The following is a 25154-nucleotide window of genomic DNA, read 5'->3' on the forward strand; positions in this document are numbered from 1 at the left end:
GAAGGTGTGCTGCAGGTACAGCAGCCCGGCGATCAGACGAGGCGGTGAGGCTGGCCGGCCGCGGTCCGAAGTGAACGACACTGCGAACGTGCGCTCGATCTCGGTCCAGTCGATCAGCGCGGCCAGCTTGACCAGCGGGTGCTTCATGTTGATCTGCTCGTCCAGCCTTGGACGGAACAACTCGGCCGTGTGCGGCTGCGAAGGCTTCGGACCCATCGGACTCCTCGGAGGAATTTGCAAGAAAACAGGGGCTGGCAAAACCATACCTTGCAAATCCTTCTCCCTGCTAGCCGAAGAACTTCGAGACAGATCAACGGCTTACGGGTTGTTCAGGGCGGACGAAGTACGACAGGAAAAGCTGCATCAGCAGCGGCGTGCCCTGGAAGAGCTGCACGTAGAGCCCCACGGCGCGGTCCGCCGCGCGGCCCCCGGACAGCCGCGCCACCAGCAGCAGCGCGCCCACGAGGCCGCCGCCCGCGAAGGCGATGAGCGAGAGGGCGACCGTCCAGCGCGCCGCCAGCAGCAGGTTGCGCACGATGTCCCAGAGCGAAAAATCGACCATGGTGTTCAGACCTCCGCCGCGTGTTTCAGCGGCCGAACAGGAAACGCGGGCCCGCCCAGTGCAGCAGGCGCCGCACCGCGATGGACAGCAGCAGGTACACGGCCGTGGCCACGATGAAGGACTCGAACGCGCGGAAGTTGCGGCTCTGGATCAGGTTGGCCGCGTAGCTCAGGTCCGGCACCGAGATCTGGCTGCACACGGCCGAGCCGAGCATCACGATCACGATCTGGCTCACCATGGCCGGCCACACGCGCCGCAGCGCGGGCGGCAGCACCACGCGGGTGAACACCTGCACGCGCGAGAGCGCCAGGCTCACGGCCGCCTCGATCTGGCCGCGCGGCGTGGCCTGGATGCCCGCGCGCACGATCTCGGTCGCGTAGGCGCCCAGGTTGAGCACCATGGCGATGAACGAAGCCGCCTCGGGCGAGAGCTTCAGGCCGGCCGCCGGCAGACCGAAGAAGATGAAGAAGAGCTGCACGATGAACGGCGTGTTGCGCACCAGCTCCACGTAGGCCCCCACGGGCCAGCGCAGCCAGGCCGGGCCGCTGGCGCGCGCCCAGGCGCAGGCGATGCCCACGGCCATGCCCGCCACGGTGGCCACGGCCGTGAGCGCCAGCGTCCACAGCACGCCGGTGGCCAGCAGCGGCCACTGCGAGAGCACGGCCATGAAGTCGAAGTCGATGCGCATGGGAAAGACCCGGAAGGGCTGCGGTTTGGTCGAAGAAATGGAGCAGATCAACTATCTAAGGCGCCAAGCATCCAGAGCGGCCCATGAAACCGCACGGCCTCACAGGTCAGATGGCCGCGGAGCAGGCCACGCCAGCAGACGCCGTGGAGCCGGCTCCGCCGGGCCACCAGCGTCGTCCCCCTCAGGGGGGAAGGCGCCGCAGGCGACTCAGGGGGGAGTCAGCTAGGCAGGTCGCCCGCCGGACGGCCCAGCCACTTCGTGGCGATGGCATCGAGCTCGCCGCTTTTCTTGGCGCCCTCGATGATCTCGTTCACCTTGGCGAGCAGCGCGTCCTCGCCCTTGGCGAGGCCGATGTAGCAGGGGCTGTCCTTGAGCAGCAGCTTGTATTCGGCCTGCAGCTGCGGGTTCTTCTGCATCATGTTGCCGGCCACGGAGGCACTGGTGGCCAGCACCTGGGTCTGCCCGGCGACGAAGGCGGCGATGGTGGCGTTGTTGTCCTCGAAGCGCTTCACGTCCACGCCGGCGGGGATCACCTTGCTCAGTTCCTGGTCCTCGATGGCGCCGCGCGTGACGGCCACGCTCTTGCCGGCCAGGTCGTTCCAGCCCTTGACCGGCAGGGATTTCGCGGCGAACACGGCCTGGTAGAAGGGCGCGTAGGCGGCGCTGAAGGCGATGACCTTCTCGCGCTCGGCGTTCTTGCCCAGCGAGGAGATCACGAGGTCGGCCTTGCGGGTCTGCAGGTAGGCGATGCGGTTGGCGCTGCTCACCGGGATCAGCTCCACGTTCGCGCCCAGCTTGGCGGCTATGAGCCGGGCCATGTCGATGTCCAGGCCCTGCGGCTTGAGATCGGTGCCCACGAAGCCGTAGGGCGGGAAATCGGTGGGGATGGCGATCTTGATGCTCTTGGTCTTCTGGATGCCCTCCAGCGCGCTTTGCGCGCGCGCCGCCGGCACCAGGGCACAGGCCAGGCCCAGCGCGCAGGCCAGGCCCAGCACCCGGCGGCGGTCGATGAAGGCAGAAGCAGAGACGGAACGGGCGGCGGAGGTCATAGCAAGGCTCCCAGGTAGGTGGAGGGGTCGTCGGAGGAAGGGGAAACGGGCGAGGAAGCGGGCGGCGTCGGCGCGGCGCGCGCGCGGCGCGGCGGCTTCGCGCCAGGGGCCGCGGCGCCGGAGGGTTCCTTGGCCACGGGCGCCAGCGCGCCGCGCAGTTGCGCCAGCGGATCGTTCTGCACGGGCAGCCGCAGGTGGGCCTGCACGGTGCCGATGTGTTCGGCCATGAGCGCCTCGGCGCGTGCGAAATCGCCCGCCTCCAGCGCGGCGACGATGCGCACGTGGTCCTCGCAGGACTGCGCCGCATCGTGCGAGGACTGGTAGCGCATGGCGATCAACGTGGTGCGCGCAGTGAAGTCGCGCAGCGTGTCCGCCAGCAGGGTGTTGCCCAGGCATTCGGCCAGGCACACATGGAAATCGCCCAGCAGGAAGCTGCGCGCGCCCACGTCGGCGCCGCGCAGCGCGGCCTTCTCGCGCGCCAGATGGGCCCTGAGCGATTGCAGCGAGGCGCGGCCCAGCGGCTGCCGCATGCCGCGGATCAGGCCCAGCTCGATCACGCGGCGCGCCTCGAAGGCCTCGCGCGCCTCGTCCAGCGAGGGCTCGATCACGTACCAGCCGCGCCGCGCGCTCACGGTGACGATGCCGCGCGCGGCCAGGCGCATCAGCGCCTCGCGCACGAGGGTGCGGCTGCAGTCGAACAGCATCGCGAGCTGCTGCTCGCCCAGCCGCATGCCGGGCGCGAGCTTCTGCGCCATCACGGCTTCCATGATGCGGCTGCTGATGTCGGAGGAGGAAATCGCCATGTCGGCACCCTCTCAGCACGAACCGTGCCCGCTTGTATGCAAGCGGCGCGCACAACATTGGTTCATGTGGCTGGTGCGCGCGCGGCGGCGGGCCCCGGACTGGAGCGCGGCGCGGGCCGGCATGGTGCCTAGAATGTTTGCCCACGCCGCCCGCCGAGGCCGGCACCCGCCAGGAGACAAACCCATGAACGCCCCCGCCGCCACCGCCCACCTGCTGCCCGAGATCCGCCTGCGCCCCGTGCCGCCGGCCTTCCTGGACGCGCTGCAACAGCGCTTCGGCGCGCAATGCTCCACGGCCCTGGCGGTGCGCGAGCAGCACGGGCGCGACGAAGGCTCGCTGCAGGCGCCGCCGCCTTCGGCGGTGGTGTTCGCCGAGAGCACGCAGGACGTGGCCGACGCCGTGCAGCTGGCCGCGCGGCACGGGGTGCCGGTGATCCCCTACGGCGCCGGCTCCTCGCTCGAAGGCCACCTGCTGGCCGTGCAAGGCGGCATCAGCATCGACGTCTCGCGCATGGACCGGGTGCTGCGCGTGGACGCGGACGACCTCACCGTGACCGTGCAGCCCGGCATCACGCGCAAGGCCTTGAACGAGGCCATCAAGGACACGGGCCTGTTCTTCCCCATCGACCCGGGCGCGGACGCGAGCATCGGCGGCATGGCCGCCACGCGCGCGAGCGGCACCAATGCCGTGCGCTACGGCACCATGCGCGAGAACGTGCTGGCGCTGGAGGTGGTGACCGCCCGGGGCGAAGCCATCCGCACCGGCACCCGCGCCCGGAAAAGCGCGGCGGGCTACGACCTCACGCGCCTCATCGTGGGCAGCGAGGGCACGCTGGGCGTGATCACCGAGGTCACGCTGCGGCTCTACCCGCTGCCCGAGGCGGTGTCGGCGGCGATCTGCTCGTTCCCCAGCATCGAGGCCGCCGTGCGCACGGTGATCCAGACCATCCAGCTCGGCGTGCCGATCGCGCGCGTGGAGCTGATCGACCACCACACGGTGCGCATGGTGAACGCGCACAGCCGGCTCGCGCTGCGCGAGGAGCCCCTGCTGCTGATGGAGTTCCACGGCTCGCCCGCCGGCGTGCAGGAGCAGGCCGAAACGGTGCAGGAAATCGCCGGCGAATGGGGCGGCAACGCCTTCGAGTGGGCCACCACGCCCGAGGAGCGCACGCGCCTGTGGACCGCGCGGCACAACGCGTACTTCGCCGCCGTGCAGAGCCGCCCGGGCTGCCGCGCCATCAGCACCGACACCTGCGTGCCCATCAGCCGCCTGGCCGACTGCCTGCTCGACTCGGTGGCCGAGGCCGACGCGAGCGGCATCCCCTACTTCCTCGTGGGCCACGTGGGCGACGGCAACTTCCACTTCGGCTACCTGATCGACCCGGACAGCACCGAGGAGCGCGCCACCGCCGAGCGGCTCAACCACCAGTTGGTGGCGCGGGCCCTCTCCCTGGGCGGCACCTGCACGGGCGAGCACGGCGTGGGCATCCACAAGATGGGCTTCCTGCGCGACGAGGCGGGCGACGGCGCCGTGGCGATGATGCGCGCCGTGAAACAGGCGCTGGACCCGCAGGACATCCTGAACCCGGGCAAGATCTTCACGCTGTAGGCCGCGTTCCGCGCCCCCGCCCGGGGCGGGCCGCCATCGCGGCCGCGCCGGCATTCCGAACATTCACAACAGGCCCGCCGGGCCACACACGAGGGAGACACCCCCACATGCCCAACACGCACGCCGCAGGCACGGGCCTGCAGCAGACCCGCAAGGCCACGGCCAGCGGATGGATCGGCTCGGTGCTGGAGTACTACGACTTCTTCATCTACGCCACCGCCGCCTCGCTGATCTTTCCGCAGATCTTCTTTCCCGCCGGCAACCCCACGGTGGCCATCGTGGCGTCGCTCGCCACCTACGGCGTGGGCTACGTGGCCCGCCCCATCGGCGCCTTCGTGCTGGGCCACTGGGGCGACACGCACGGGCGCAAGCAGGTGCTGGTGCTGTGCCTGTTCCTGATGGGCTTTTCCACCGTGGCCGTGGGCCTGCTGCCCACCTACGAGCAGGCCGGCCTGCTCGCGCCCGCGCTGCTGGTGGTGCTGCGGCTGGTGCAGGGCTTCGCGGTGGCGGGCGAGATCTCCGGGGCCAGCTCCATGATCCTGGAGCACGCCCCGCAGGGCCGCCGGGGCTTTTACGCGAGCTTCGCGCTGCAGGGCGTGCAGGCCGGCCAGGTGCTGGCGGCGGCGGTCTTCCTGCCCCTGGCCTACTACCTGCCCACCGAGCAGTTCAACACCTGGGGCTGGCGCGTGCCCTTCCTGCTGAGCTTCGTCGTCATCGCCATGGGCTATTACATCCGCCGCGAGGTGGAGGAGACCCCCGTCTTCACCGCCGAGCGCGAGCGCGGCGCCGTGCCGCGCGCGCCCATCGTGCAGGCCTTCCAGGAGAGCGGGCCCGACATGCTGCGCGTGGTGTGCATGGCCCTCATGAACGTGATCCCCGTCGTGGCCACCGTGTTCGGCGCGGCCTACGCGGTGCAGCCGGGCTACGGCATCGGCTTCGACAAGAGCGTGTACCTGTGGATTCCGGTGCTGGGCAACATCGTCGCGGTGATCGTGATCCCGCACGTGGGCAATCTCTCAGACCGCATCGGCCGCCGCCCGCCCATCATCGTGGGCGCGCTGGCCTCGGGCCTGCTCGCCTTCGGGTACCTCTACGCCATCAGCATCCACAGCGTGCCCCTCGCGATCGCGATGTCGCTGCTCATGTGGGGCGTGGTCTACCAGGGCTACAACGCCGTGTTCCCGAGCTTCTACCCCGAGCTGTTCCCGGCGCGCACGCGCGTCACGGCCATGGCGATCTCGCAGAACATCGGCACTGCGCTCACCGCCCTGCTGCCCGCGCTGTTCGCGGCCGTGGCGCCCCCCGGCTCGGCCAACGTGCCGGCCACCGTGGGCGCGATCGCGCTGGGCATCACCGCCATCTCGGCGCTGGCCGCCTGGTCGGCGCGCGAGACCTTCCGCGTCCCCACCGCCGCGCTGGGCGATCCACGCGCCGAGCCCCTCTCGCGCGAGGCCCACGAGGCCGCCCGCCAGGACGCACTGCGCCGCGCGCGCGGCGCGGCCGGCCACTGATCCGCCCGGGCCTCCCTCCATGCAGACCATCAACGGCAGCACCCGCCTGATCGCCCACCTGGGCTACCCCACCGAAGCCTTCAAGGCCCCCCTGATCTACAACCCCTGGTTCGCGCACCGGGGCATCAACGCGCTGGTGGTGCCCATGGGCGTGCAGGCGCGCGACTACCCCGCCGCGCTGCAGTCGCTGCGCCGCGTGAGCAACTGGATGGGCGCGCTGGTGACCATGCCGCACAAGGTCGCCACGCTGGACCTGGTGGACACCGCCACGCCCACGGCGCGCATCGCCGGGGCCTGCAATGCCATCCTGCGCCTGCCCGACGGCCGGCTGCTGGGCGACCAGTTCGACGGCGCCGGCTTCGTGCGCGGCGTGCAGCGCAAGGGCCTGCCGCTGGCGGGGTGCGGCGCGCTGGTGGTGGGCTGCGGCGGCGTGGGATCGGCCATCGCGGCATCGCTGGCGGCGGCGGGCGCCGCCCGCATCGCCCTGCACGACGCGGACCCGGCCCGCGCCGGCGCCCTGGCGCAGCGCCTGCGCCAGCACTATCCGGCGCTGCACGCCGCGCCGGCCGGCAACGACCCGGCGGGCTTCGACCTCGTAGTGAACGGCACGCCGCTCGGCATGCGGCCGGACGATCCGCTGCCCCTGGACCCGCAGCGCCTCGCGCCCGAAACCTTCGTGGGCGAGGTGGTCATGTCGCAGGCCCACACCCCGCTGCTGCAGGCCGCGCTGGCCCGGGGCTGCCGGGTGCAGGTGGGCACGGACATGCTGTTCGAGATGATCCCGGCGTACCTGGAATTCTTCGGGTTCGGGGAGGCAACGCCCGAGGATTTGCGGGCGGTGGCGCGGCTGGAGGCGTGAGCCCCGCCTGCCGCCCGGAGACCGTCCATGCGCATTTCCCTGGCCTGCACCGTCGCCCGCCCCCGGGAAGCCCTGTTCCGGCTCTCGCAGGACTACACGCGCCGCCTGGAATGGGACATCTACCTGTCGCAGGCCCATCTGCTCGGCGAGCAGGAGGCCGCCCGCGTGGGCGCCGAATGCTTCTGCAAGAGCCGTAGCGGCACGGTCCTGGTGTCGCGCTACATCACCTTCGCGCCCCCCGGCCATGCCGCGGTCCAGATGGTCCGGGGCCCCTGGGTCCTGCGCAGCTTCGGGGGAACCTGGCGCTTCAGGGCCCTGGGCGCGGACCGCACCGAGGTGCGGTTCATCTACCACTTCACGGCGCGCCCCGCCCTGCTGGCCTGGCTGCTGGAGCCGCTGATCGCCGCCTTCTACCGCAGGGACATGCGGCGGCGGCTGGCGGCCTTCCGGCACTGGGCGGAAGCAGGCGCCTGACACCATGAACGCCGGGCGCGGCGCAGATTCCAGAAACCTCGCCACAGGCCTCGCACACATGGCACGTTCACCCAACGGAATGCACCGGGCAGCCCTGCTCTTCGAAGGAGAGATCCGTTTCGGCCCGGAGTACTTCCGGCTTGCGATCGACGCCCGCGCCATCCCGCACAGGATCTTCGGCAGGCCGCTCCAGTGGTCCGCCGACTCGCGCTTCATTGCCGCGCAGGAATGGCTGACCACGGACTATGCCGCCGGCCCCATCACATGCGCCGCGCTCATCGATGCCGATGCATGGAAGATCGCCCGCCTGTCCGTGGTCCACAAAGGCTTCGCCGAGGACTTCCGGTTCGGCGATGGAGTCCTTGCGTACCGCCAGAGCTTTCCCGCCCAAGCCACCGCGTGCGAAGCCGACGTGATCCTGCACTCCATCCACAGCTGGGAAGACATCGATACCCGACCCCGTCCATCCGAAGGCGCATGACCGGGTCGCCGGTGCGGCATGCCCCCCTCTTGCGGGAGCACAAGGCCCGATGACCGGATCACGCGGACCGTGCCGACCTTCCCAGCGCCGCCCTCCCCCCCAGCCATGCCATCAGCAGGCACAGCCCCGAGAGCGCCGCCATCACCAAGAGCTGGAAGACGAACAACCCCGGCGCGCTGTCCCAGGCAAAGTGCCGCGCGCCGCCCCACCGGCCATAGGTGACGAGATGACCGCTCTGCAGCGCGCCGGCGATCTGCAGCGCCACGATGGCCGCGAGCAGGCCGGCCAGTGCCGCGCCGGCCGCGGCCATGCACCGGCCGGGACCGCGCAGCCCGGGGGCGTCCACCGGCGGCTCGGCCACCGGGGGCAGGTCGCGGTATTGCCGCATGCGGGCACGCGATGGCCGGGGCAGGGCCTCCCCGGCCATGGCCACGGGCACGCCGAGGAAGGCGCCGACCGCCCGGGCCGCCTCCTGGAGGCGCGACGGAGCGCCCGCGCGCGGCAGATACGCCCAGGCCAGCACGCGGGGGCCGCCATGGAAGCAGCGCAGCACCAGCTCCTCGCGCAGCAGCGGCCCGCGGGCGCGCGGGACGCGGCGCACCCACACCGCGTCGATGCGCTGCAGCACGACGCCCGCATCGCGCACGCTGGGCGCGCCCCAGAAGTGGCGCAGGGCCTCGCCGGTGCCTTCGCGGCGCGACAGCCGCACTTCCCGGCCGCGCGGCGCCAGGCGCATGAGGGCGATGCCCGCGCCGCACAGCAGCACGGCCCACAGCCCGAGCAGCGCCATCGCCCATGGCCCGGCCGCCACCACGCGCGCCCAGGCCTGCGGATCGCCCGCCACCATGGCCCACATGGCCGGCGGGAGGACCGCCAGGCCGGCACCGGCCAGCAGCATGGCCGCCGCCAGAAGGCGCGGCCGCAGGACGATGCGCAGGAGCTCGCCGTCCTGCTGTTCGATCACCACGCCCGGCAATGCGCTGCGATCCCCGGAGGCATGGGCCTGCCGGCGGCATGAGCCGTGCGCCCCCGGCTCATGCCGCCGCCATGCGCTGCGCGCGCGCCTTGGCCGCCACGCCGATGCCGACCACGCCCGCCGAGGCCACGCCCAGCACCAGGGCCGCCGCCGATCCGTAGAAGATGCCGGAGGTCATGCCCGCGTCCAGCATGGCGCCGAACACCGGGGCGGCCACGCTGAAGCCGAGGTCCAGGCCCGAGTACACGGTGCCATAGACGCGGCCCGTGGCGCCGGGGGGCGCGGCGCGCTTGATGAGCATGTCGCGCGAGGGGCCGGCCAGCCCGGTGCCGACACCCGCCAGCGCCACGAACACCATGGCCGCCACGCCGGGCAGCACGCCGGTGCCGGCGATCGCCAGCAGCGCGGCCGTGGCCAGCAGGCACACGGTGATGGTGCGCTCCAGCCGCGCCACGCGGCCCGCCAGGAAGCCGCCCACGACCATGCCCGCGGCGCCGCACAGCATGTAGCCCGTGACCACCATGGAGGTGAGCGACAGCGGCAGGCCGTACATCTTCTGCAGCGTGGGGCTGGAGAAGCTCTGGATCACGCTCAGCGAGCAGGTGGTCCAGAAGAAGAACGAGAAGCACAGCCACACCGAGGGCAGCTTGAGGAAGGCCATGGGGTGCTCGGGTGCGGCCGTGGCCGCCGTCGCCGCAGCCGCCTTGGCGGCCGATGCCGCCCCCTCGCCGTGGCGGTCGTCGAGCGCATCGCGGTTCCAGACCATGATGGCCAGGACGGCCAGCGCCAGCAGGCCGCCGCACAGGCAGGCCGTGCGCCAGGAGCCCGTGGCCGCGGTGATGCCGGCCAGGAACACCGGCGCCGTGGCCCAGCCCAGGTTGCCCGAGATGCCGTGCACCGAGAAGCCGTGGCCCAGGCGCTGCGGCGACACGCGCTTGTTGAGGATGGTGAAGTCCACCGGGTGGAAGGGCGCGTTGCCCAGGCCCGCGAGCGCGGCGGCCGCCATGAGCCCCGCATAGCCCGTTGCCGTGCTGGCCACGAGGCCCGCGGCCGCGAAGCAGGAGAGCGCGAAGAACATCACCGGCCGCGCGCCCACGCGGTCCACGATGAAGCCCGACAGCGCCTGCCCCACGCCCGAGATGACGAAGAACACCGACACCAGCAGCCCCAGCTCGGAATAGCTGTAGCCGAACTCCGCGATGAGGAACGGGAACAGCGGCGGCAGCAGCAGATGGAAGAAGTGCGAGGAGCCGTGCGCCAGGCCGATGAGGCCGATGGTGCGGGCGTCCTGCCGCAGCGTGGCCGTGGGTGCGTTGATCGAGGTCATGCGGCGATCTTAAGAACCGGCCCCGCGTCCGGATTACGATAGCCGGCCAAAGATTGTCGCGAACATGCCAAGCCCCGCACTTTCCGCCCCGCCGGCCGGCCGCGCCCGCGCCGCCCGCGTGCCGCGCACGCTGTCCTATGTGGATTCGCTCACGCCCCACCTGTTCGTGCCCAGCAGCGCGCGGCCGGTGCGCGCCAAGGCGCGCCAGCTCTTCGCCGACACGCAGGTGCTGCCGCACAGCCACCCCTGGGCGCAGGTGGCGGTGTCCACCACGGGGGTGATCCGCCTCACGGTGGCGCAGGGCACGTACATCGTGCCGCCCTCGCGCGCGATCTGGATTCCGCCCGGCGTGGAGCACGCGGTGACCATGGTGGAGAGCGCGGACCTGCGCACGCTCTACTTCCACCAGCCGCGCGGGCGCTGCGGCCCCGGCGTGCCGCGCGCCGAGGAGGCGCCCTGGCGCCAGTGCCGCGTGCTGGAGGTGTCGGACCTGCTGCGCGCCGTGGTGCGCGAAATGCCCTGCGTGCCCGACGACGGCCCGCCCCTGCCCGAGGAGGCGCTGCGCCGCGAGCGGCACCTGAGCGCGCTGGTGCTCGACGAGCTGCGCCGCGCGCCGGTGGTGCGCCTGGGCGTGGACCTGCCGCGCGACAAGCGCCTGCGCCACCTGTGCGAGGCGGTGCTGGCCGACCCCACGCGCCACGAAACCCTGGCCGAATGGGCCCGCGACACCGGCGCGAGCCCGCGCACCGTGGCGCGGCTCTTTCGCGCCGAGCTGCGCGCCACCTTCACGCAGTGGCGCCAGCAGGTGATCCTGGCCAAGGCCGTGTCCCTGGCGGCCTCGCGCCAGCCCATGGGGCAGATCGCGGCCGAGCTGGGCTACAGCCCGAGCGCGTTCAGCGCGATGGTGCGGCGCGTGGTGGGTCAGTCTCCGGGGCGGTTCCTGGGGCAGTCCGGCCCGGGCGGCTGAGACCGCCGCCGGCACGGCCCCCGGGGCCGCCGCTGGCACTGCATGATCCCGCACGACAGGCCCAGCAGGGCCGCCAGCAGGCCCAGCGCGGGCGGCGTGAGCGACGGCACGGCCCGCGGGGCGATCACCGCCAGCGCCAGCGTCGCGCTGTTGCTGGCGGCGTCGGCATCGCCCGTGGCGGCCGTGCCGGCGCGCAGGGTGGCGCTGCCGCCCGCCGTGGGAATGCCCTCGACGCGGCAGGTCACCGTCGCGCCGGCCGGCACCGGGTCGCCCGGGCCCCAGGCCGCGCCCGTGCGGTCCAGCGTGCAGGCGACCAGCGACACGCCCGGGGGCAGGCCGCCGTCGATGGCGCAGCGCGTGCCGCCCAGGGCATCGAGCAGGCCGGCATTGGTGCACGAGAAGGTGCCGGCATAGCGCTCGCCAGCCAGGGCCACCGGGGGCAGCCCCGCGAGGCTGACGACCATGTCCACGACGCGCACGAGGGTGGTGGCGCTCGCGCGGTTGTTGCCCGCGTCGGCATCGCCCGCGCCGTCCACGGACGCGCGCACGGCGACCTGCCCCGCGGCCGGCGCGGTGAAGCGGAAATCGAGGGTGAGGAACTGCCCGTCCGCGAGCGCGGCGGGCCATCCCGCGAGGGCCGCCGTGCAGGTCGCGGCGTCGAACCCGGCCACGCGCACGCCCGGGGGCAGGCGGGTGAAGGCCACGCCGGCGGGGCAGCCCTGCTGCGGCGCGCCGATCGCCAGGGACGCGGTCCAGCCCGGCGCGGGCTGCGATCCCAGATTGGCGAACCATGCGGTGCCGGACACGGTCTCGCCGGGCAGTGCGCTGGCCGCGACCGTCACGCGGGCCTGCACGTCCACCGGGCCGATCGCCGTGGAGCCGCTGGCGGTGTCGCTGGCGGGAGCGCCGTCCGCGGCGGCCGTGAGGGCGGCCTCCACCGCGACGGCGCCGGACGCGGGCGCGGCATAGGTGAAGGACAGGGGCGCCTCGGCCTCCGCGCCGCGCACCCGCTCTCCGCCGGCCAGGGTGGCCGGAAAGCCCGAGAAGCGGTAGAGCCCCCGCCCCTGCGCCTCCACGCACTGCACGGCCGCCCCGGCGGGCAGGTTGGCGAACGCCAGTGCGGGCGCGCTGCAGCCCGCGCCGGCGGCGAGGGTGTACTGCACTCCCGAGAGGGCCGCCGTGCCGTGGTTGGCGAAGGCGAAGCGCCCCTGCACCACGGCACCCGCCCGGGTGCTGCCGGGCACGGACAGGCGGGCCGCCGCGCCGCGCGCGGGCGCATCGATCCGCAGGCGGCCCTCCCGGGCCGGCGAACCCAGGTAGGTCCACAGGTCCAGCCCCTTGGCATCGCCCCAGCCCCCGGTGGCGGCGCAGTCGCCGTTGGCGTTGGCGCCCGGCAGCCACCAGCGGTAGAGGCGGGGCGCGGCGCCGTACACCAGGGTCGAATCCACGCCGCCCAGCGCCTGCGCCGGCTGGGGTGCCTGGGGCGGCGCGGCCGGGCACAGCGTGCCGCTGCGGCTGCCCACCAGGGTGCCGCCCCGGGTGGCATAGCCGCGGTCGTCGAAGAACACCGTGGTGTCGCCGGCCTGCGGGCCGTTGAGCCGGGTGACGGTGGGGCCGCCGCCGAAGGTCGCCGTGGCCGGGCCCGTGCCGTTGCCGTTGTTCTCGGCGTCGATCATCGGCAGGTGGATCTCGCCGGCGCGGGCGAACGCGCGGTACGCATAGGGCGTGGCGCTGGCGGGGAACGGGGTGCCGGTGGCGTCGCTGCCGTCCCAGTCCACCTCCTGCGTGCCGTTGCCGGCGATGCCGGCGATCACCGCGTTGGCCGTGTTGGCGGCACTGAAGTCGGCGCCGTCGCGGCTCACGACGATCTGGAAGGTGGCGGCATCGGCGGCCGTGAGCCGGAAGGTGCCGCCCGCACCCGTGCGGGTGGTGGCGCCGTCCCCGGCCGCGCGCCCGGTGAACTCCACGGCCGACAGCGCGGGCGGCCGGGGCACGGTCGGGATCTGCAGGGCGGCGAGAACCTTGTCCACCTCGGCCGCGTGCGGCGCCGCGGGATCGACGCTGCTGAAGAAGATGGGGAACTCCGCCCGCTGCGCCGAGAGGCCGGGCGCAAGGTCCGTCACGTACGAATCCCGGCCGCGCACGCCCTTGTAGAGCGGGCGCCCGTCGTCCAGGAAGCCCAGGCGGTTGGCGTAGAGCGCGAAGCCGTTCGGGTCGAGCCCCGCGAGGGACTGCGAATAGCGGTAGCCGTCGAGCGTGACGTAGTCGTGCCGGGAGAAGATGGGCCGGTTGTTCACGCCCGCGAAGGCCACCCAGGCATAGGTGAAGAGCCGGCCGTTGCGGTCGGCCAGGCTGCCGGCGGAGGGGCGCACGGTCACGTCCCAGACGGCCACGGTGCTGGTGCTGGCCAGCGGGTTGAAGATGTCGGCGTTCAGGTTCGTGTTGCCGCTGGTGGCGGCGGTGAACTGCACGCCGTGGATGCCCGTCGCCGGGACGCGGTAGGCGCAGGGCGCGTAGCCGTTGGCCACGGTGGCCGTGCCGTCCGCGCTGTGGGGGCCGGCCAGCTCCTGGGCGCGCGATCCCATCCGGCCCAGGCTGCCGCCGCCGAAGCTGCCCGCGGGCGGGCTCGCGGAGGCGCAGGAGAAATCCGCCGTGGCGGGCAAAGTTTCGTCGCCCGGGGTGCCGAAATCCTGGGGGCGATAGACCAGGATGTCACCGCCCGCGCTCCGGTTGCTCGACCCGAGCAGCAGGTATTCGCCCGCCTCGGCGTACACGTAGAGGAAGGTGCGCCGCTGGATCCGGTTGGCATAGCGGTTGCCGGGCTGCAGGTCGAGGTTGGCGCGGCAGCCCCGGTCGGCGGCGTTGGCGCAGGTGCCGCCCGCCGTGGGATAGCTGGCCGGGTAGAGGGTGCGGCTGCCCTCGGCGCGGGCATCGGACATGGACGAGGCCACCCACAGCGCCGCCCACAGGGCCGCCATGCCGGCGGCGTCCAGGAATCCGCGCGGGCGCGGAGAGATCACGAGCATCATGGCAGGCAGGCAGGCGGCGTCGGCCCAGGTTGTCGATGCACGTGAGTGCGATGCATTTGATTACATGTTGATGTCTTTCGATACAGATTCACCAGGTTCCGGCGAACGGAACGCGGGGTTCAGTCCTCGCGCCCGCGCGAGCGCCGCCCCTCGGCCAGCAGCCATTCGCGGAAGGCCGCGAACGCGGGCAGGTTGAGCCGCGACGGGTGGTAGCAGAGGTAGTGCCCCTGGTCGATGAGGACCGGATCGCCGCAGGGGCAGAGCAGATCGCCCGCCGCCAGCTCCTCCTGCACCAGCACGCGCGGCACGAGGCCGATGCCCAGGCCGTTGAGCGCCGCCTGAATGAGCGGCGCGTACTGCGCGAAGCGCGGCCCCGCCACGGTGTGCGCGGCCGCCACGCCGTGCCGCGCCGCCCACTGGCGCCAGGCGGTGGGCGCGTTCTCGTGGTGCAGCAGGGTGTGGCCCGCGAGGTCCTCGGGGCGCGCGATGCGGTGGCGCTCGGCCACCAGCGAGCGCGCCGCCACCAGCACGAACTCGCGCCCCGCGATGTATTCCGACACCACGCCCGGCCAGGCGTCGGGGCCGTAGCGGATGGCCGCGTCCACGCCGGGCGGCATGCCGTCGGTGGGCTCCAGGTGGCGGCTGAAGCTCAGCGTGACCTGCCGGCTCTTCTGACTGAACGCGGGCAGCCGCGGAATGAGCCACTTGGTGAGGAAGGTGGGCACGCTCGCGAGCGTGAGCAGGCCGGCCCCGGCATCGCCCGCGCGGGCCTCGAAGGTGGCGGCCTCGATGGCGCGCAGCCCGCCCGCCACCTTCTGCCAATAGACATGGCCCTGCGGCGTGAGCTGCACGCCGCGCCCGCGCTTTTGCAGCAGCGGCCGGCCGATGAAGGCCTCCAGCCCCGCGATCTGCTTGCTCACCGCGCTCACCGTGATGCACAGCGCCTCGGCCGCGAGCGTGAGGCTCTCGTGCCGCGCCACGGCGTCGAAGGCCAGCAGCTCCTGGATGGTGGGGCAGGTGCGCTTCACCGCGCGCGCCCTCCGGCCCCGGCCTCGCGGGCCGGCCACATTCCCATGACCGGGGCATGACAGACGCTTTCCAAACACTCATGCAACGTCATCCAGGCTTCATCCATTTGCAGGCCTTTGCTTCCTAAAATTTTTGCATCCGCGCACAGCACCTTTGTCACTGTGTCGCCAAAGGAAAGTATGCCGGGAGGCGGGCACACCGCCAGCCCCCCGGCCACCGATCGATCGGAGAACCACCGTGGTCCGCGCCGTCGCGCTGCTGTACGCGATCTACCTGCTGCTGCCCATCGCCCTGCTGCTCCTGGGCAGCACCGGCGAGCGCTGGACCAACACCCTGCTGCCCACGGGCTTCACGGGGCGCTGGTACCTGGAGCTGTGGGCCGACGCCGCCTTCCGCCGCGCCTTCGGCACCAGCCTGGTGGTGGCGCTCTCGGCCTGCGCCGTGAACGCCGCGCTGGCGCTGCCGCTGGCCCACGCGCTCTACCACGGCGCCCGCCGGGGGCACGCGGGCCTGGCCCGGCTGGTGAGCGCCCTGCCCATCGCCGTGCCGCCGGTCACGCTGGCCTTCGGCTACGTGGTGGTGTTCAACACCGACACCCTGCCCTGGCTGGGCTCGCTGCCGCTGCTGATCGCGGCGCACGCCGTCGCCACGCTGCCCTACCTCACGCAGACCCTGCTGGCCGACCTGCGCCACCAGGACGTGGCCCGGCTGGAGCAGGCCGCCGCCACGCTGGGCGCCTCGGGCTGGCGCGGCTTCGCCACCGTGGTGCTGCCCAGCCTGCGGCAGAGCCTGCTGAGCGGGCTGGTGATGGTGGCAGCGCTCTCGGTGGGCGAGTTCAACCTCTCCAACCTGCTCGCGGGCTTCCAGCACCGCACCTATCCCGTGCTGCTGCTGCAGGCCTTCTACGGGGCCACGGGCTTCGCCTGCGCGGCCACCGTGGTGCTGCTGGCGCTGGCCGGCGCCTCGGCCCTCCTCTCGTCCTCCCTCGTCCGCCGCCACCCATGAGCCTGCTCCTCGACCACGTCACCTACCGCTATCCCGGCAGCCCGCACGGGCTGCACGGCGTCTCGCTGGACGTGGCCACCGGCGAGCTGGTCGCCGTGATCGGCCCCAGCGGCTCGGGCAAGTCCACGCTGCTGCAGCTCGTGGCGGGGCTGGAGGGCGCGGGCCGGCACGCGGGCCGCATCGTGCTGTGCGGCGAGGACCTGGCCCGCACGCCCGTGCACCGGCGCGGCATCGGCATGGTGTTCCAGAGCTACGCGCTGTTCCCCCACATGCCGGTGATCGACAACGTGGCCTACGGCCTGCGCATGCGCGGCGCGGCACCGCAGGCGTGCCGCCGGCGCGCGCTGGAGCTGCTGGAGACCGTGGGCCTGGCGGACCGCGCGGCCCACCATGTCGCGCAGCTCTCGGGCGGGCAGCAGCAGCGCGTGGCGCTGGCGCGCGCGCTCGCCATCGACCCGCGCGCGCTGCTGCTGGACGAACCCCTCTCGGCCCTGGACGCCGGCGTGCGCGGCCACCTGCGCGACCAGATCCGCCTGCTGCAGCGGCGCTTTGGCGCCACCACCCTGCTGGTCACGCACGACCAGGAGGAGGCCCTGGCCATGGCCGACCGCGTGGCCCTGCTGCAGGACGGCCGCGTGCTGCAGTTCGCCACGCCGCGCGAGCTCTACGAGGCGCCGGCGAGCCGGGCGGTGGCGCGCTTCGTGGGCCAGTCCACCCTCTGGCCCGCGCGCGTGGCGGGCCCGGACCGCATCGACCTGGGCTTCGCGCAGCTCGCGGCGCCCACCGGCACGCGCGCGGCCGGCGCACAGGTGCACGTGCTCGTGCGCCCCGAGCACGTGGCGGCGGACCCGGCGCCGGGCGCCCTCAACCGGCTCGAAGGCCGCGCGGGCGCGCAGCGCTACCTGGGCAGCACCACGCGCTACGACTTCGCCGTGCCCGGCGCGCCCACGCCGCTGCTGGCCGAGTCGCCCCGGCCCGCGCACGCGGCCGTGGCCATCGCCCCCGGACACCTCCGGCTGCTGGACGACTGACCGGCCGCCACGCCCCCGCCCTCCCCCGACCCCATCCCCAGGAGATCGCCCCATGCACCGCAGACAACTGATCCAGGCCGCCAGCGCGCTGCCGCTCGCCGCGCTCTCGCGCGCCGCGTTCCCGTTCGAGGGCCCCGAGCTCTACCCCGGCGAGAAGGCGCTCTACCAGGCCGCGCAGAAAGAGGGCCTGTGCGTGTCGTTCGACACCGGCCCCGAGTGGGCCAACTGGAAGGCGCTGTTCCGCGCCTTCAAGGCGCGCTACCCCGAGATCGAGCTCACCTACAACGACATCGGCTCCGCCGCCACCGTGCTGGCGCTGGAGAAGACCCGCCGCCGCCCGCAGGCCGACACCGCCTACTACTTCGCGGCCTCGGCCGTCGATGCCGCCCGCAAGGACCTGGTGGCGCCCTTCAAGCCCGTGAACTTCGACCGGCTGCCGCCCGTCTTCCGCGAGGCCGAGGGCCGCTGGTTCACCCTCCACACGCTCAACGTCGCCTTCCTGGTCAACCGCAAGCTCGTGAAGAACGTGCCCACGCGCTGGGCCGACCTGCTGCAGCCCGAGTACCGCAACAGCGTGGTGTACCTCGACCCCCGCACCACCGGCGTGGGGCAGGTGCTCACCTTCGCCGCGGCCTACGCCATGGGCGGCGGCGTGGACCACGTGAAGCCCGGCACCGACTACCTCGGCCGCCTGCACGCGGCCGGCAACGTGCTGCGCGTGGAAGGCACCACGCCCTATGCCAAGTTCCTCAAGGGCGAGATCCCCGTGTGGATCGGCTACGAGAACGACGGCCTGAAGGCCCGGCACGTGGACGGCATGGGCGACGCGGTGGAAGTCGTCATTCCGCAGGAGGCCAGCGTGGCCGCGCCCTACGCGATCAGCCTGGTGAAGAACGGCCCCAACCCCAACGCCGGCAAGCTGTGGCTGCAGTTCACCATGAGCCAGGAGGGCCAGTCGCTCTTCGCGCAGGGCTTCGTGCGCCCCGCCGTGCCGGGCGTGGCCCTGGCGCCCGACGTGGCGGCGAAGATGCCCGCCGCGCCGCAGATCCGCCCGCTGGACGTGGTGAAGGCCTCCGCCGCCAAGGCCGAGGTGGACCGCCTCTGGGCCGAAGCCACGGTGGGCCGCTGACCCGCCCCGCCATGCGCCGCCTGCCGCCCCTTCACCGCTTCGGCGCCTGGCCCGCCTGGGCCTTCCTGGCGCTCTTCCTGGCGCTGCCGCTGGCGGCCCTGCTGCCCGAGGCGCTGGACGGGCGCGGCGCGGCCCTGGCGCGGCTGCTGCGCCACCCGCTCTTCGCCGGGGCGCTGCGCAACACGCTGCTGCTGGGCCTGGCGAGCGGGGCCGTCTCGGCCCTGGTGGGCACCTGCCTGGCGCTGGAGCTGGCGCGCCAGCCCGAGCGCCGGCGCCGCTGGCTCATGGCCCTGCTGGGGCTGCCGCTGGCCTTCTCGGGGCTGGTGATCGCCTACGGCTTCATCCTGGCCTTCGGCCGCGCGGGGTTCGCCACGCAGCTGCTCGCGCGGCTGGGCGCCGACCCGGCCCGGGTGGGTGGCTGGATCTACAGCGTGTGGGGCCTGGGCCTGGCCTATGCCTACTACCTCGTGCCGCGCGTGGCGCTGTCGCTCTACCCGGTGTTCGCGCACCTGGACCCGAGGCCGCTCGCGGCCGCGCGCACCCTGGGCGCCACGCCCTGGCGCGCGTTCCGCGACACCGTGGTGCCCGAGGTCGCGCCCACGGTGCTCGCCAGCGCCTGCACCGTGGCCGCGCTGGCCATGGGCACCTACGGCACGGCGCTGGCCCTGGTGGGCACCCAGCTCAACATCCTGCCGCTGATGCTGCTCGCGCAGGTCAGCGACGGCGGCGGGGACTTTCCCATGGCGGCGGCGCTCTCGCTGGTGCTCATGGTGGTGTGCGTGATCGTGATGGGAGTGGGCGATGTGGCAACCCGAAGGCGCGAACGCGCCGTTTCCGGCCCGCGCGGCTGAGGCGCTGGCCCGCCTGGCCGAACGCCAGCGCGGCCCGCGCCGGCACGCGCAGCCGGTGGCCGTGATCGGCCCCGGCGACGGCGGGCCGCGCGAATGCGATGCGGCCTACGCCGTGGGCCGGCTGCTGGCCGGCGCGGGCATGGCCATCGTCTGCGGCGGGCGCGGCGGCGTCATGGCCGCGGCCTCGCGCGGGGCGCGCGAGGGCGGCGGCATCGCCGTGGGCATCCTGCCCGAGGACGACGACCGCCACGCCAACCCCTGGCTCAGCGTGGCCGTGCCCACCGGCATGGGCGAGATGCGCAACGCCGTCATCGCGCGCAGCGGCGTCTGCCTGGTGGCCGTGGGCGGCGGCATGGGCACGCTCTCGGAGATGGCCCTGGGCCTGAAGTGGGGCAAGCCGGTCTTCGCGCTGTACGGCGACATCGCCCTGCCCGGCGCCGTGGCCGCGCCGGACCTGGGCACGCTCATGGAGGCGGTGGCGGCCTGCCTGCTGGAGTGAGGCGGGCCCCGCCCGCTCCCGCAGCACCCCATGGGAGTGTTTTGGCCGCCATGTCGCCGTATTTGCTTGCGATATAGCTACTAAAACAATAGCAGCCACCGATCCACGCGGCCTCCGCATCCGGTGTACCGTGGCGGCCATGAGCACCGACCCCCACGCCCGCACCTTCCACAGCTACGAGCCGCGCCACGGCCACGGCCTGCCGCACGACCCCTTCAACGCCATCGTGGGCCCCCGGCCCATCGGCTGGATCAGCACGCGCGGCGCCACGGGCGCGCTGAACCTCGCGCCCTACAGCTTCTTCAACGCCTTCAACTACACCCCGCCGATCCTCGGCTTCGCGAGCATCGGCGCCAAGGACACGCTGGCCAACGTCGAGGCCACGGGCGAGTTCGTGTGGAACCTCGCCACGCGCGAACTGGCCGAGGCCATGAACCAGACCTGCGCCGCCGTGCCGCCCGAGGTGGACGAATTCGCGCTGGCCGGCCTCACGCCCCTGGCCTCGCGCCTCGTCGCCCCGCCGCGCGTGGCCGAGAGCCCCGTCGCCATGGAATGCCGCCGCACGCAGATCGTGCAGCTGCAGGGCGCGGACGGCACGAAGGTACCCACCTGGCTGGTGCTGGGCGAAGTGGTGGCGGTGCACATCGACACCGCGCTGCTGAAGGACGGCGTGTACGACACCGCGAACGCGGGCCACATCCTGCGCGCGGGCGGCCCGGCGGACTACTTCACGGTGGGGCCGGAGCAGGTGTTCCGGATGTTCCGGCCGCGGTGAGGGAGCGCCGGGGCGGCTCCGCAGCGCTTATGCTCGCGCACGCAGCGCTTCGCTTTGATTTCCAGTCCGCGCCGGCGCGGGCACCTACCCGGAGAACCCATCCATGAACGCAATCCGCCTCGTCGCCATCGCCCTCATCGTGGCCGGCGCGCTCGGCCTCGCCTACGGCGGTTTCAGCTACACCAAGGACACCACGGTGGTGAAGCTCGGCCCCGTGGAGATCTCCGCCAAGGAGAAGGAGACGGTCAACATCCCGCTGTGGCTCGGCATCGGCGCGATCGCCGTCGGCGGGCTGCTGCTCGTGGTGGGCGGCCGGAAGTAAGCCGGCGGCCCGCGCATGGCCATGCCGCCCCGGCGCTCCGTGCGCTCCTTCCTCGCCCGCCACTGGTTCGGCGCGCTGTGCCTGCTCGCGGGCGCGGCGCCGCTCCTGCTGCTGCTCGTGTACTGGCCGCTGTCCGCGCTGCTGGGCTGCTCCGGCAACGAGGGCTCGGGCATCCACTGCAGCGCGGCGCCGGGGCTCTCGGATGCCGCCTATTCCGTCTTCCTGCTGGGCGCGTGGGGCTCGCTCTTCACGCTGCCGGCGGCGCTGGGGCTGTACCTTGCCGGCGCCGCCGTGCGCTGGCTGCTGCGCCGCTCGCCGGCCCCGCATTGACACGCGCGCAAGCCGCGACAGGACACCGAATGATTCTTGAATCCGCCCCCCTGCACGTGCGCGCCGGCCACGAAGCCGCCTTCGAGGACGCCTTCCGCCAGGCGCAGCGCATCATCGCGTCCATGCCCGGATACCTCTCGCACCGGCTGGAGCGCTGCATTGAGCGGCCGGGCGAATACCTGCTGCTGGTGGAATGGGAAACCCTGGAGGCCCACGAAAAAGGCTTCCGCGGCTCGCCCGGGTACCAGGAGTGGAAGCGGCTGCTGCACCACTTCTACGAGCCGTTTCCCACGGTGTCGCACTATGCGGCGGTGGAGGGCGCGTCGTCGCCACGCAGCGGCAGCGCGATACCCGACGCGGCGAACACCTCCCGCACCACCGCCAGCCCGTTGAGCGCGGCCGGAAAGCCCGCGTAGACCGCCATCTGCATCACCACCTCGACGATCTCGGCCGGGGTGCAGCCGACGTGCAGGGCGGCATGCACATGCACGCGCAACTGCGGCAGCGCATGGCCCATGGCGCACAGTGCTGCCACAGTAGCCAGTTCACGCTCGCGCAGGGCCAGCGCCGGCCTGGCGTAGATGTCGCCGAAAGGAAACTCCACCAGCAGGCGCGCGAAGGCGGGAAAGGACTGCGCGAGCTGCTCCACCACCGCCAGCCCGGCGGGGCCGTCCACCTGGGCGAGCGTGCGGGCACCGCGTTCATAGCGTTCGTGGGTGGGGCTGCGGCTCATCGCGCGGCTCCCGGCCGGCGCTGGCGGAGGGGCGATGACTGGAACGGAGAGGAATGCATGGCTTGTCCTGAAAAGATGTGGAACCGGCCGCGACTGTAGAAAGTCATGGCGCCGCAGGGAATGACCGATTCGGTGATACCTTTTCGGTATGCCCCAACGCCTGGATTCCCGTTCGCTCTCGCTCTTTCTGGCCGTGGCGGATGCATCGAGCTTTCGGCAGGCCGCCGAGTCGCTGCACCTGTCGCAGCCGCCGTTGAGCCGTGCGATCCGCGAACTGGAAGAGCGGCTGGGCACGCCGCTTTTCGACCGCAACGCGCGCGGCGTGAGCCTGACGGCGGCCGGCCGCAGACTGGTGCCCTACGCGCGTGGTGTGGGCGAACTGCTCAGGCAGGCGGAAGCCGAATTCCAGGGCCACACCCTGCCGCCGACGCTGCGGCTGGGGCTGACCAGCGCGGCCGAGCCGGCATGGTTCCGGGGACTGGCCGATCGCGTGCAGGCCCGGCACCCCGGGGCGGTGGTCACGGTGCTCTCCGATGCATCGCCCAGGCTGGTGCGGCAGTTGCGCGCCGGCAAGCTGGACGCCGCTGTCATCGCCCTGCCGACGGATGTGCGCGGCCTCGACGTGCAGGTACTGGATCGCCTCCCCATGGTGGCCGCCCTGCCGTCCTCGCACCGGCTGGCCCGGCGCAGGGCGGTGCGGCTGGCCGACCTGGCGATGGAGCCGATCTTCTGGTTCGAGCGGGCCCGGCAACCCGCGTTCTACGACCACTGCCAGCGGGTGTTCGCGCAGCACCGCTTCGCGCCGCCCAAGCTCCGGGAGCCTGCCGACCACCATGTCCTGCTGGCCGAAGTGGCAGCCGGCCAGGGCATCGCGCTGGTGGCCGGCTCGTTCGCCGGCCTGCGGCGCGCGGGCGTGGTCTACCGGCGCCTGGTGGAGGGGGATGCGCTGGCGCTGGGCATCGGGCTGGTCACGCCCCCAGACCTGCCCGCAGTGCGTGAGCTGCTGAGCGCGGCCAGTGGCGCGCCGCTGGCCGCGCAGGCAGCAAGCTAACCCCCCGAAGGCCCCTGGTGGAACACCAGGTCCTCCACGGGCTGGCCGCCCACCAGGTGCTGTTCGATGATGCGGTCCATGTTGGCGGGCGTGACGTCGTAGTACCAGGTTCCGTCGGGCTGCACGCACATCACCGGGCCGCCCTTGCAGGCGGCGAAGCAGCTGACGCGGCTGCGCTTCACGCGCAGGTCGCCGTCGTTCAGGCCGGCGGCCTTGAACTTCTCGCCCAGGCTGTCGAACAGGGCCTGGGCCTGGCCTTCCTGCGCGCAGCGCGGGCCGGTGCAGATAAGGATGTGGCGGCGGTAGCCGCCGATCTTGGGCTTGACGACCACGCGCACCCCTTCGGGCGCTGCGCTGGTGGCGGCGGAGTCTTGCGCGCTCATGCCTCTTCCTCGGTGGTGGCGACGGCTTCGGCCGCCAGGGGCTGGGCCAGCGTGTCCCGGATGTAGTCGGCCGGCAGGCGGTGGCGCAGCGCCAGGGCTTCGATGCTTTCGCCCGCCGCATGGTCGAGCTGCAGGTTCTCCAGCCAGCCGTTGAGGCCCGTGGAGAGCGAGCGGCCCGGCCGCTCGCCTTCGCGCGTGGCGCCGCCGCCTTCCACGTCGTACTTGTTGGCATAGCCGCGCGGCGTGACCATGAGGCCGTGCTGCACGATGGTGTTGCTGTTGCCGATCAAGACGGTGCTCAGCATGCCGATGTCGGCATCGCACATGGTGGCCAGCGTGGCGAACTCGATGCGCTCGCGGCGGCGGTAGGCGCTTTTGACGATGGCGACCGGGGTGTCCGGGCTGCGGTGGCGCAGGAACAGGCGTTGGGCTTCCTCGATCTGGCGCGTGCGGCGGCCGCTCTTGGGGTTGTAGAGCGCGACGACGAAGTCGGCCATGGCGGCGGCGTCGAGCCGGCGCGCGATGGTGGGCCAGGGCGTGAGCAGGTCCGACAGCGAGATGGCGCAGAAGTCGTGCGTGAGCGGCGCGCCCACGCGGGCGGCGCAGCTGTTCAGGGCCGATGCGCCGGGCACGATCTCAACCTCGATGCCGCCGGGCTCGACCACGCCGTTCTCATCGAACGCGGGGGGCGTCCAGCCGGCCTGGAACAGCACCTCGAAGGTGGGGCCGGCCATGCCGTACACCCCCGCATCGCCCGAGGAGATGAGCGCGACCTTCTTGCCCTCGCGGGCGCGGGCCAGCGATTCGATGGCGCGGTCCAGCTCTTCGGTCATCGACTTGCGGATGATCTCCTTGCCCTCGATGAGGTCGGCCACGAGCTTGATGTAGGTGACGTAGCCGATGATGGTGTCGGCCTCGGCGATGGCGGCGCGCGCGCGCGCCGTCATGTGGTCGGTGCTGCCGGGGCCGATGCCCACGAGCATGATCTTTCCTGCGGGCATGGCGTGCGTCCTCAGGCGGCGGCGGGGGCGGCCACGCGCTGCAGCGTGCGCTCGTCGATGCAGGCGGCCAGCCAGCGGCGGCCGCGCAGGCGGGCGGCGGCCAGCGTGATGCCGATGGTCAGCAGCGGCTCCACAGCCACGAGGCTGAGGTACGACGCCGCGAACAGCGCCCAGTCGGCCACGGGGGCCGCATCATTGCTGATCGACAGCCAGAAGCCCACCATGAGCGTCACGCCCGCGTAGTAGGCGGCATCGAGCTTGAGCACGTTGGCCACGGTGATGCGCTCCATGCGGCGGCCCAGGCCGTGGTGCACGGCCACCAGCGGCACGGCGAGGCTGAGGAAGTTGATGGACAGGTGCGCCAGATCCTGCGGCTCGAAGACCAGCGCCTGCGCGAGCAGCCCCAGCCCGAAGCCGAACAGCGTGGGGATGAAGCCGAAGAGCAGGTAGATGGGCATGGCGCCCACGAAGTGCAGCTCCGACGGCCCGACGGGCATGTGCCACACCTGCATGAGCACGCTGAAGAAGAACGCGGCCAGCAGCGTGCGCAGCCAGGCGGTGGGGCTTTTCAGCAGCGGCAGCGCGTGCGCGGCCTGCAGCGCCGTGGCGGCGACGGAGGCATAGGCGATCTTGTCCTGCGAGAGGATGCCGATTTCGATATGCATGGTGTGGACCTTTCG

Annotated in this window: 27 protein-coding genes and 2 pseudogenes; 16 read left to right on the plus strand and 13 right to left on the minus strand. The window is 72.7% G+C overall.

What is annotated here, in order from left to right; genetic code table 11:
* From AX018_RS20150 to AX018_RS20170, 5 genes and pseudogenes are all read right to left on the minus strand, one after another.
* On the minus strand, window positions 1–216 hold a 216-nt coding region (locus AX018_RS20150; RefSeq protein ID WP_491895663.1), incomplete at its 3' end, for a transposase.
* A gap of 124 nt (window positions 217–340) precedes the next feature.
* Window positions 341–562, minus strand: a pseudogene (locus AX018_RS20155) (ABC transporter permease subunit); the annotation flags it as partial.
* A gap of 25 nt (window positions 563–587) precedes the next feature.
* Window positions 588–1250, minus strand: coding sequence for an amino acid ABC transporter permease (locus AX018_RS20160; protein ID WP_111881050.1), 663 nt, complete (start codon window positions 1248–1250; stop codon window positions 588–590).
* A gap of 218 nt (window positions 1251–1468) precedes the next feature.
* Window positions 1469–2299, minus strand: coding sequence for a transporter substrate-binding domain-containing protein (locus tag AX018_RS20165; RefSeq protein ID WP_111881052.1), 831 nt, complete (start codon window positions 2297–2299; stop codon window positions 1469–1471).
* Complete coding sequence (locus AX018_RS20170) at window positions 2296–3102, minus strand: GntR family transcriptional regulator (RefSeq protein WP_111881055.1); 807 nt, start codon at window positions 3100–3102, stop codon at window positions 2296–2298. The genes AX018_RS20165 and AX018_RS20170 overlap by 4 nt, the downstream gene beginning before the upstream one ends.
* 184 nt (window positions 3103–3286) lie before the next feature.
* Between AX018_RS20170 and AX018_RS20175 the strand changes: the two genes are divergently transcribed.
* The 5 genes from AX018_RS20175 to AX018_RS20195 all read left to right on the plus strand — a co-directional run bounded on the left by AX018_RS20175 (window position 3287) and on the right by AX018_RS20195 (window position 8036).
* Window positions 3287–4711 (plus strand): FAD-binding oxidoreductase, encoded by a 1425-nt coding sequence (locus AX018_RS20175; protein ID WP_111881057.1) that lies wholly within the window; start codon window positions 3287–3289, stop codon window positions 4709–4711.
* Between the two features lie 107 nt (window positions 4712–4818).
* Window positions 4819–6222, plus strand: a complete 1404-nt coding sequence (locus AX018_RS20180) for an MFS transporter (RefSeq protein WP_111881060.1) — start codon at window positions 4819–4821, stop codon at window positions 6220–6222.
* Between the two features lie 19 nt (window positions 6223–6241).
* Window positions 6242–7081 (plus strand): shikimate dehydrogenase family protein, encoded by an 840-nt coding sequence (locus tag AX018_RS20185; RefSeq protein WP_111881063.1) that lies wholly within the window; start codon window positions 6242–6244, stop codon window positions 7079–7081.
* Between the two features lie 27 nt (window positions 7082–7108).
* Window positions 7109–7555: a type II toxin-antitoxin system RatA family toxin gene (locus AX018_RS20190; protein WP_111881066.1), complete on the plus strand. Its 447-nt coding sequence runs from the start codon at window positions 7109–7111 to the stop codon at window positions 7553–7555.
* A gap of 4 nt (window positions 7556–7559) precedes the next feature.
* Window positions 7560–8036 (plus strand): hypothetical protein, encoded by a 477-nt coding sequence (locus AX018_RS20195; protein WP_245951732.1) that lies wholly within the window; start codon window positions 7560–7562, stop codon window positions 8034–8036.
* Between the two features lie 58 nt (window positions 8037–8094).
* Here the strand turns inward: AX018_RS20195 and AX018_RS20200 are convergent, their stop codons facing one another.
* Window positions 8095–9003 (minus strand): hypothetical protein, encoded by a 909-nt coding sequence (locus AX018_RS20200; RefSeq protein ID WP_245951734.1) that lies wholly within the window; start codon window positions 9001–9003, stop codon window positions 8095–8097.
* A gap of 67 nt (window positions 9004–9070) precedes the next feature.
* Entirely contained in the window at window positions 9071–10339 is a 1269-nt protein-coding gene (locus AX018_RS20205) for an MFS transporter (protein WP_111881074.1), read from the minus strand.
* Window positions 10340–10403: 64 nt separating this feature from the next.
* Here AX018_RS20205 and AX018_RS20210 point away from each other — a divergent pair, with 64 nt between their 5' ends.
* Window positions 10404–11306 (plus strand): AraC family transcriptional regulator, encoded by a 903-nt coding sequence (locus tag AX018_RS20210; protein ID WP_111881077.1) that lies wholly within the window; start codon window positions 10404–10406, stop codon window positions 11304–11306.
* Here AX018_RS20210 and AX018_RS20215 read toward each other — a convergent pair.
* Both AX018_RS20215 and AX018_RS20220 read right to left on the minus strand, forming a co-directional pair.
* Window positions 11261–14335 carry a hypothetical protein gene (locus AX018_RS20215; protein WP_111881079.1) on the minus strand — a complete coding sequence of 1025 codons (3075 nt, stop codon included), beginning with the start codon at window positions 14333–14335 and terminating at the stop codon, window positions 11261–11263. The two genes, AX018_RS20210 and AX018_RS20215, sit on opposite strands and share 46 nt — an antisense overlap.
* 119 nt (window positions 14336–14454) lie before the next feature.
* Window positions 14455–15363 carry a LysR substrate-binding domain-containing protein gene (locus AX018_RS20220; RefSeq protein WP_111881146.1) on the minus strand — a complete coding sequence of 303 codons (909 nt, stop codon included), beginning with the start codon at window positions 15361–15363 and terminating at the stop codon, window positions 14455–14457.
* Between the two features lie 238 nt (window positions 15364–15601).
* On the opposite strand from AX018_RS20220, the gene AX018_RS20225 reads away from it, so the two are divergent.
* The 9 genes and pseudogenes from AX018_RS20225 to AX018_RS20265 all read left to right on the plus strand — a co-directional run.
* A complete protein-coding gene (locus tag AX018_RS20225; RefSeq protein ID WP_111881082.1) occupies window positions 15602–16369 on the plus strand; it encodes an ABC transporter permease in 768 nt (255 codons plus the stop codon).
* Window positions 16366–17400 (plus strand): ABC transporter ATP-binding protein, encoded by a 1035-nt coding sequence (locus AX018_RS20230; RefSeq protein ID WP_111881085.1) that lies wholly within the window; start codon window positions 16366–16368, stop codon window positions 17398–17400. Before AX018_RS20225 ends, AX018_RS20230 begins: the two co-directional genes overlap by 4 nt.
* Window positions 17401–17452: 52 nt before the next feature.
* Window positions 17453–18529: an extracellular solute-binding protein gene (locus AX018_RS20235; RefSeq protein ID WP_111881087.1), complete on the plus strand. Its 1077-nt coding sequence runs from the start codon at window positions 17453–17455 to the stop codon at window positions 18527–18529.
* An 11-nt stretch (window positions 18530–18540) separates the two neighbouring features.
* Window positions 18541–19380 carry an ABC transporter permease gene (locus AX018_RS20240; protein WP_111881090.1) on the plus strand — a complete coding sequence of 280 codons (840 nt, stop codon included), beginning with the start codon at window positions 18541–18543 and terminating at the stop codon, window positions 19378–19380.
* A complete protein-coding gene (locus tag AX018_RS20245; protein WP_111881092.1) occupies window positions 19331–19879 on the plus strand; it encodes a TIGR00725 family protein in 549 nt (182 codons plus the stop codon). Before AX018_RS20240 ends, AX018_RS20245 begins: the two co-directional genes overlap by 50 nt.
* A gap of 139 nt (window positions 19880–20018) precedes the next feature.
* A complete protein-coding gene (locus tag AX018_RS20250; protein ID WP_111881094.1) occupies window positions 20019–20654 on the plus strand; it encodes a flavin reductase family protein in 636 nt (211 codons plus the stop codon).
* 103 nt (window positions 20655–20757) lie between these two features.
* Window positions 20758–20976 (plus strand): hypothetical protein, encoded by a 219-nt coding sequence (locus tag AX018_RS20255; RefSeq protein ID WP_111881097.1) that lies wholly within the window; start codon window positions 20758–20760, stop codon window positions 20974–20976.
* A 15-nt stretch (window positions 20977–20991) separates the two neighbouring features.
* Window positions 20992–21306 carry a hypothetical protein gene (locus AX018_RS20260; RefSeq protein ID WP_111881099.1) on the plus strand — a complete coding sequence of 105 codons (315 nt, stop codon included), beginning with the start codon at window positions 20992–20994 and terminating at the stop codon, window positions 21304–21306.
* 29 nt (window positions 21307–21335) lie between these two features.
* A pseudogene (locus AX018_RS20265) lies at window positions 21336–21620 on the plus strand (antibiotic biosynthesis monooxygenase family protein); the annotation flags it as partial.
* Here AX018_RS20265 and AX018_RS20270 read toward each other — a convergent pair.
* On the minus strand, window positions 21608–22039 hold the full coding sequence (locus AX018_RS20270) for a carboxymuconolactone decarboxylase family protein (RefSeq protein ID WP_111881102.1): 432 nt from the start codon (window positions 22037–22039) through the stop codon (window positions 21608–21610). The pseudogene AX018_RS20265 and the gene AX018_RS20270 sit on opposite strands and share 13 nt — an antisense overlap.
* Window positions 22040–22187: 148 nt before the next feature.
* On the opposite strand from AX018_RS20270, the gene AX018_RS20275 reads away from it, so the two are divergent.
* Complete coding sequence (locus AX018_RS20275; protein ID WP_111881105.1) at window positions 22188–23090, plus strand: LysR family transcriptional regulator; 903 nt, start codon at window positions 22188–22190, stop codon at window positions 23088–23090.
* Here AX018_RS20275 and AX018_RS20280 read toward each other — a convergent pair.
* From AX018_RS20280 to AX018_RS20290, 3 genes are read right to left on the minus strand one after another with little or no spacing between them, the layout of a single operon-like run.
* Entirely contained in the window at window positions 23087–23473 is a 387-nt protein-coding gene (locus AX018_RS20280; protein WP_111881107.1) for a (2Fe-2S) ferredoxin domain-containing protein, read from the minus strand. The genes AX018_RS20275 and AX018_RS20280 overlap by 4 nt on opposite strands.
* A complete protein-coding gene (gene cobJ, locus AX018_RS20285) occupies window positions 23470–24474 on the minus strand; it encodes a precorrin-3B C(17)-methyltransferase (RefSeq protein ID WP_111881111.1) in 1005 nt (334 codons plus the stop codon). The genes AX018_RS20280 and cobJ overlap by 4 nt, the downstream gene beginning before the upstream one ends.
* Window positions 24475–24485: 11 nt before the next feature.
* A complete protein-coding gene (locus AX018_RS20290) occupies window positions 24486–25139 on the minus strand; it encodes an energy-coupling factor ABC transporter permease (protein ID WP_111881113.1) in 654 nt (217 codons plus the stop codon).
* Window positions 25140–25154: the final 15 nt, after the last annotated feature.

This window comes from Paracidovorax anthurii, assembly GCF_003269065.1.
GTDB lineage: Bacteria > Pseudomonadota > Gammaproteobacteria > Burkholderiales > Burkholderiaceae_C > Paracidovorax > Paracidovorax anthurii.

What these genes read in the sequence shown, in the direction of transcription:
- AX018_RS20215 (WP_111881079.1), bottom strand. Translation starts at nt 14,335, where the DNA reads ATGATGCTCGTGATCTCTCCGCGCCCGCGCGGATTCCTGGACGCCGCC.
- AX018_RS20180 (WP_111881060.1), top strand. Translation starts at nt 4,819, where the DNA reads ATGCCCAACACGCACGCCGCAGGCACGGGCCTGCAGCAGACCCGCAAG.
- AX018_RS20205 (WP_111881074.1), bottom strand. Translation starts at nt 10,339, where the DNA reads ATGACCTCGATCAACGCACCCACGGCCACGCTGCGGCAGGACGCCCGC.
- AX018_RS20190 (WP_111881066.1), top strand. Translation starts at nt 7,109, where the DNA reads ATGCGCATTTCCCTGGCCTGCACCGTCGCCCGCCCCCGGGAAGCCCTG.
- AX018_RS20230 (WP_111881085.1), top strand. Translation starts at nt 16,366, where the DNA reads ATGAGCCTGCTCCTCGACCACGTCACCTACCGCTATCCCGGCAGCCCG.
- AX018_RS20195 (WP_245951732.1), top strand. Translation starts at nt 7,560, where the DNA reads ATGAACGCCGGGCGCGGCGCAGATTCCAGAAACCTCGCCACAGGCCTC.
- AX018_RS20280 (WP_111881107.1), bottom strand. Translation starts at nt 23,473, where the DNA reads ATGAGCGCGCAAGACTCCGCCGCCACCAGCGCAGCGCCCGAAGGGGTG.
- AX018_RS20185 (WP_111881063.1), top strand. Translation starts at nt 6,242, where the DNA reads ATGCAGACCATCAACGGCAGCACCCGCCTGATCGCCCACCTGGGCTAC.
- AX018_RS20165 (WP_111881052.1), bottom strand. Translation starts at nt 2,299, where the DNA reads ATGACCTCCGCCGCCCGTTCCGTCTCTGCTTCTGCCTTCATCGACCGC.
- AX018_RS20270 (WP_111881102.1), bottom strand. Translation starts at nt 22,039, where the DNA reads ATGAGCCGCAGCCCCACCCACGAACGCTATGAACGCGGTGCCCGCACG.
- AX018_RS20170 (WP_111881055.1), bottom strand. Translation starts at nt 3,102, where the DNA reads ATGGCGATTTCCTCCTCCGACATCAGCAGCCGCATCATGGAAGCCGTG.
- AX018_RS20235 (WP_111881087.1), top strand. Translation starts at nt 17,453, where the DNA reads ATGCACCGCAGACAACTGATCCAGGCCGCCAGCGCGCTGCCGCTCGCC.
- AX018_RS20255 (WP_111881097.1), top strand. Translation starts at nt 20,758, where the DNA reads ATGAACGCAATCCGCCTCGTCGCCATCGCCCTCATCGTGGCCGGCGCG.
- AX018_RS20210 (WP_111881077.1), top strand. Translation starts at nt 10,404, where the DNA reads ATGCCAAGCCCCGCACTTTCCGCCCCGCCGGCCGGCCGCGCCCGCGCC.
- AX018_RS20240 (WP_111881090.1), top strand. Translation starts at nt 18,541, where the DNA reads ATGCGCCGCCTGCCGCCCCTTCACCGCTTCGGCGCCTGGCCCGCCTGG.
- AX018_RS20175 (WP_111881057.1), top strand. Translation starts at nt 3,287, where the DNA reads ATGAACGCCCCCGCCGCCACCGCCCACCTGCTGCCCGAGATCCGCCTG.
- AX018_RS20245 (WP_111881092.1), top strand. Translation starts at nt 19,331, where the DNA reads ATGTGGCAACCCGAAGGCGCGAACGCGCCGTTTCCGGCCCGCGCGGCT.
- AX018_RS20275 (WP_111881105.1), top strand. Translation starts at nt 22,188, where the DNA reads ATGCCCCAACGCCTGGATTCCCGTTCGCTCTCGCTCTTTCTGGCCGTG.
- AX018_RS20290 (WP_111881113.1), bottom strand. Translation starts at nt 25,139, where the DNA reads ATGCATATCGAAATCGGCATCCTCTCGCAGGACAAGATCGCCTATGCC.
- AX018_RS20260 (WP_111881099.1), top strand. Translation starts at nt 20,992, where the DNA reads ATGGCCATGCCGCCCCGGCGCTCCGTGCGCTCCTTCCTCGCCCGCCAC.
- AX018_RS20250 (WP_111881094.1), top strand. Translation starts at nt 20,019, where the DNA reads ATGAGCACCGACCCCCACGCCCGCACCTTCCACAGCTACGAGCCGCGC.
- cobJ (WP_111881111.1), bottom strand. Translation starts at nt 24,474, where the DNA reads ATGCCCGCAGGAAAGATCATGCTCGTGGGCATCGGCCCCGGCAGCACC.
- AX018_RS20160 (WP_111881050.1), bottom strand. Translation starts at nt 1,250, where the DNA reads ATGCGCATCGACTTCGACTTCATGGCCGTGCTCTCGCAGTGGCCGCTG.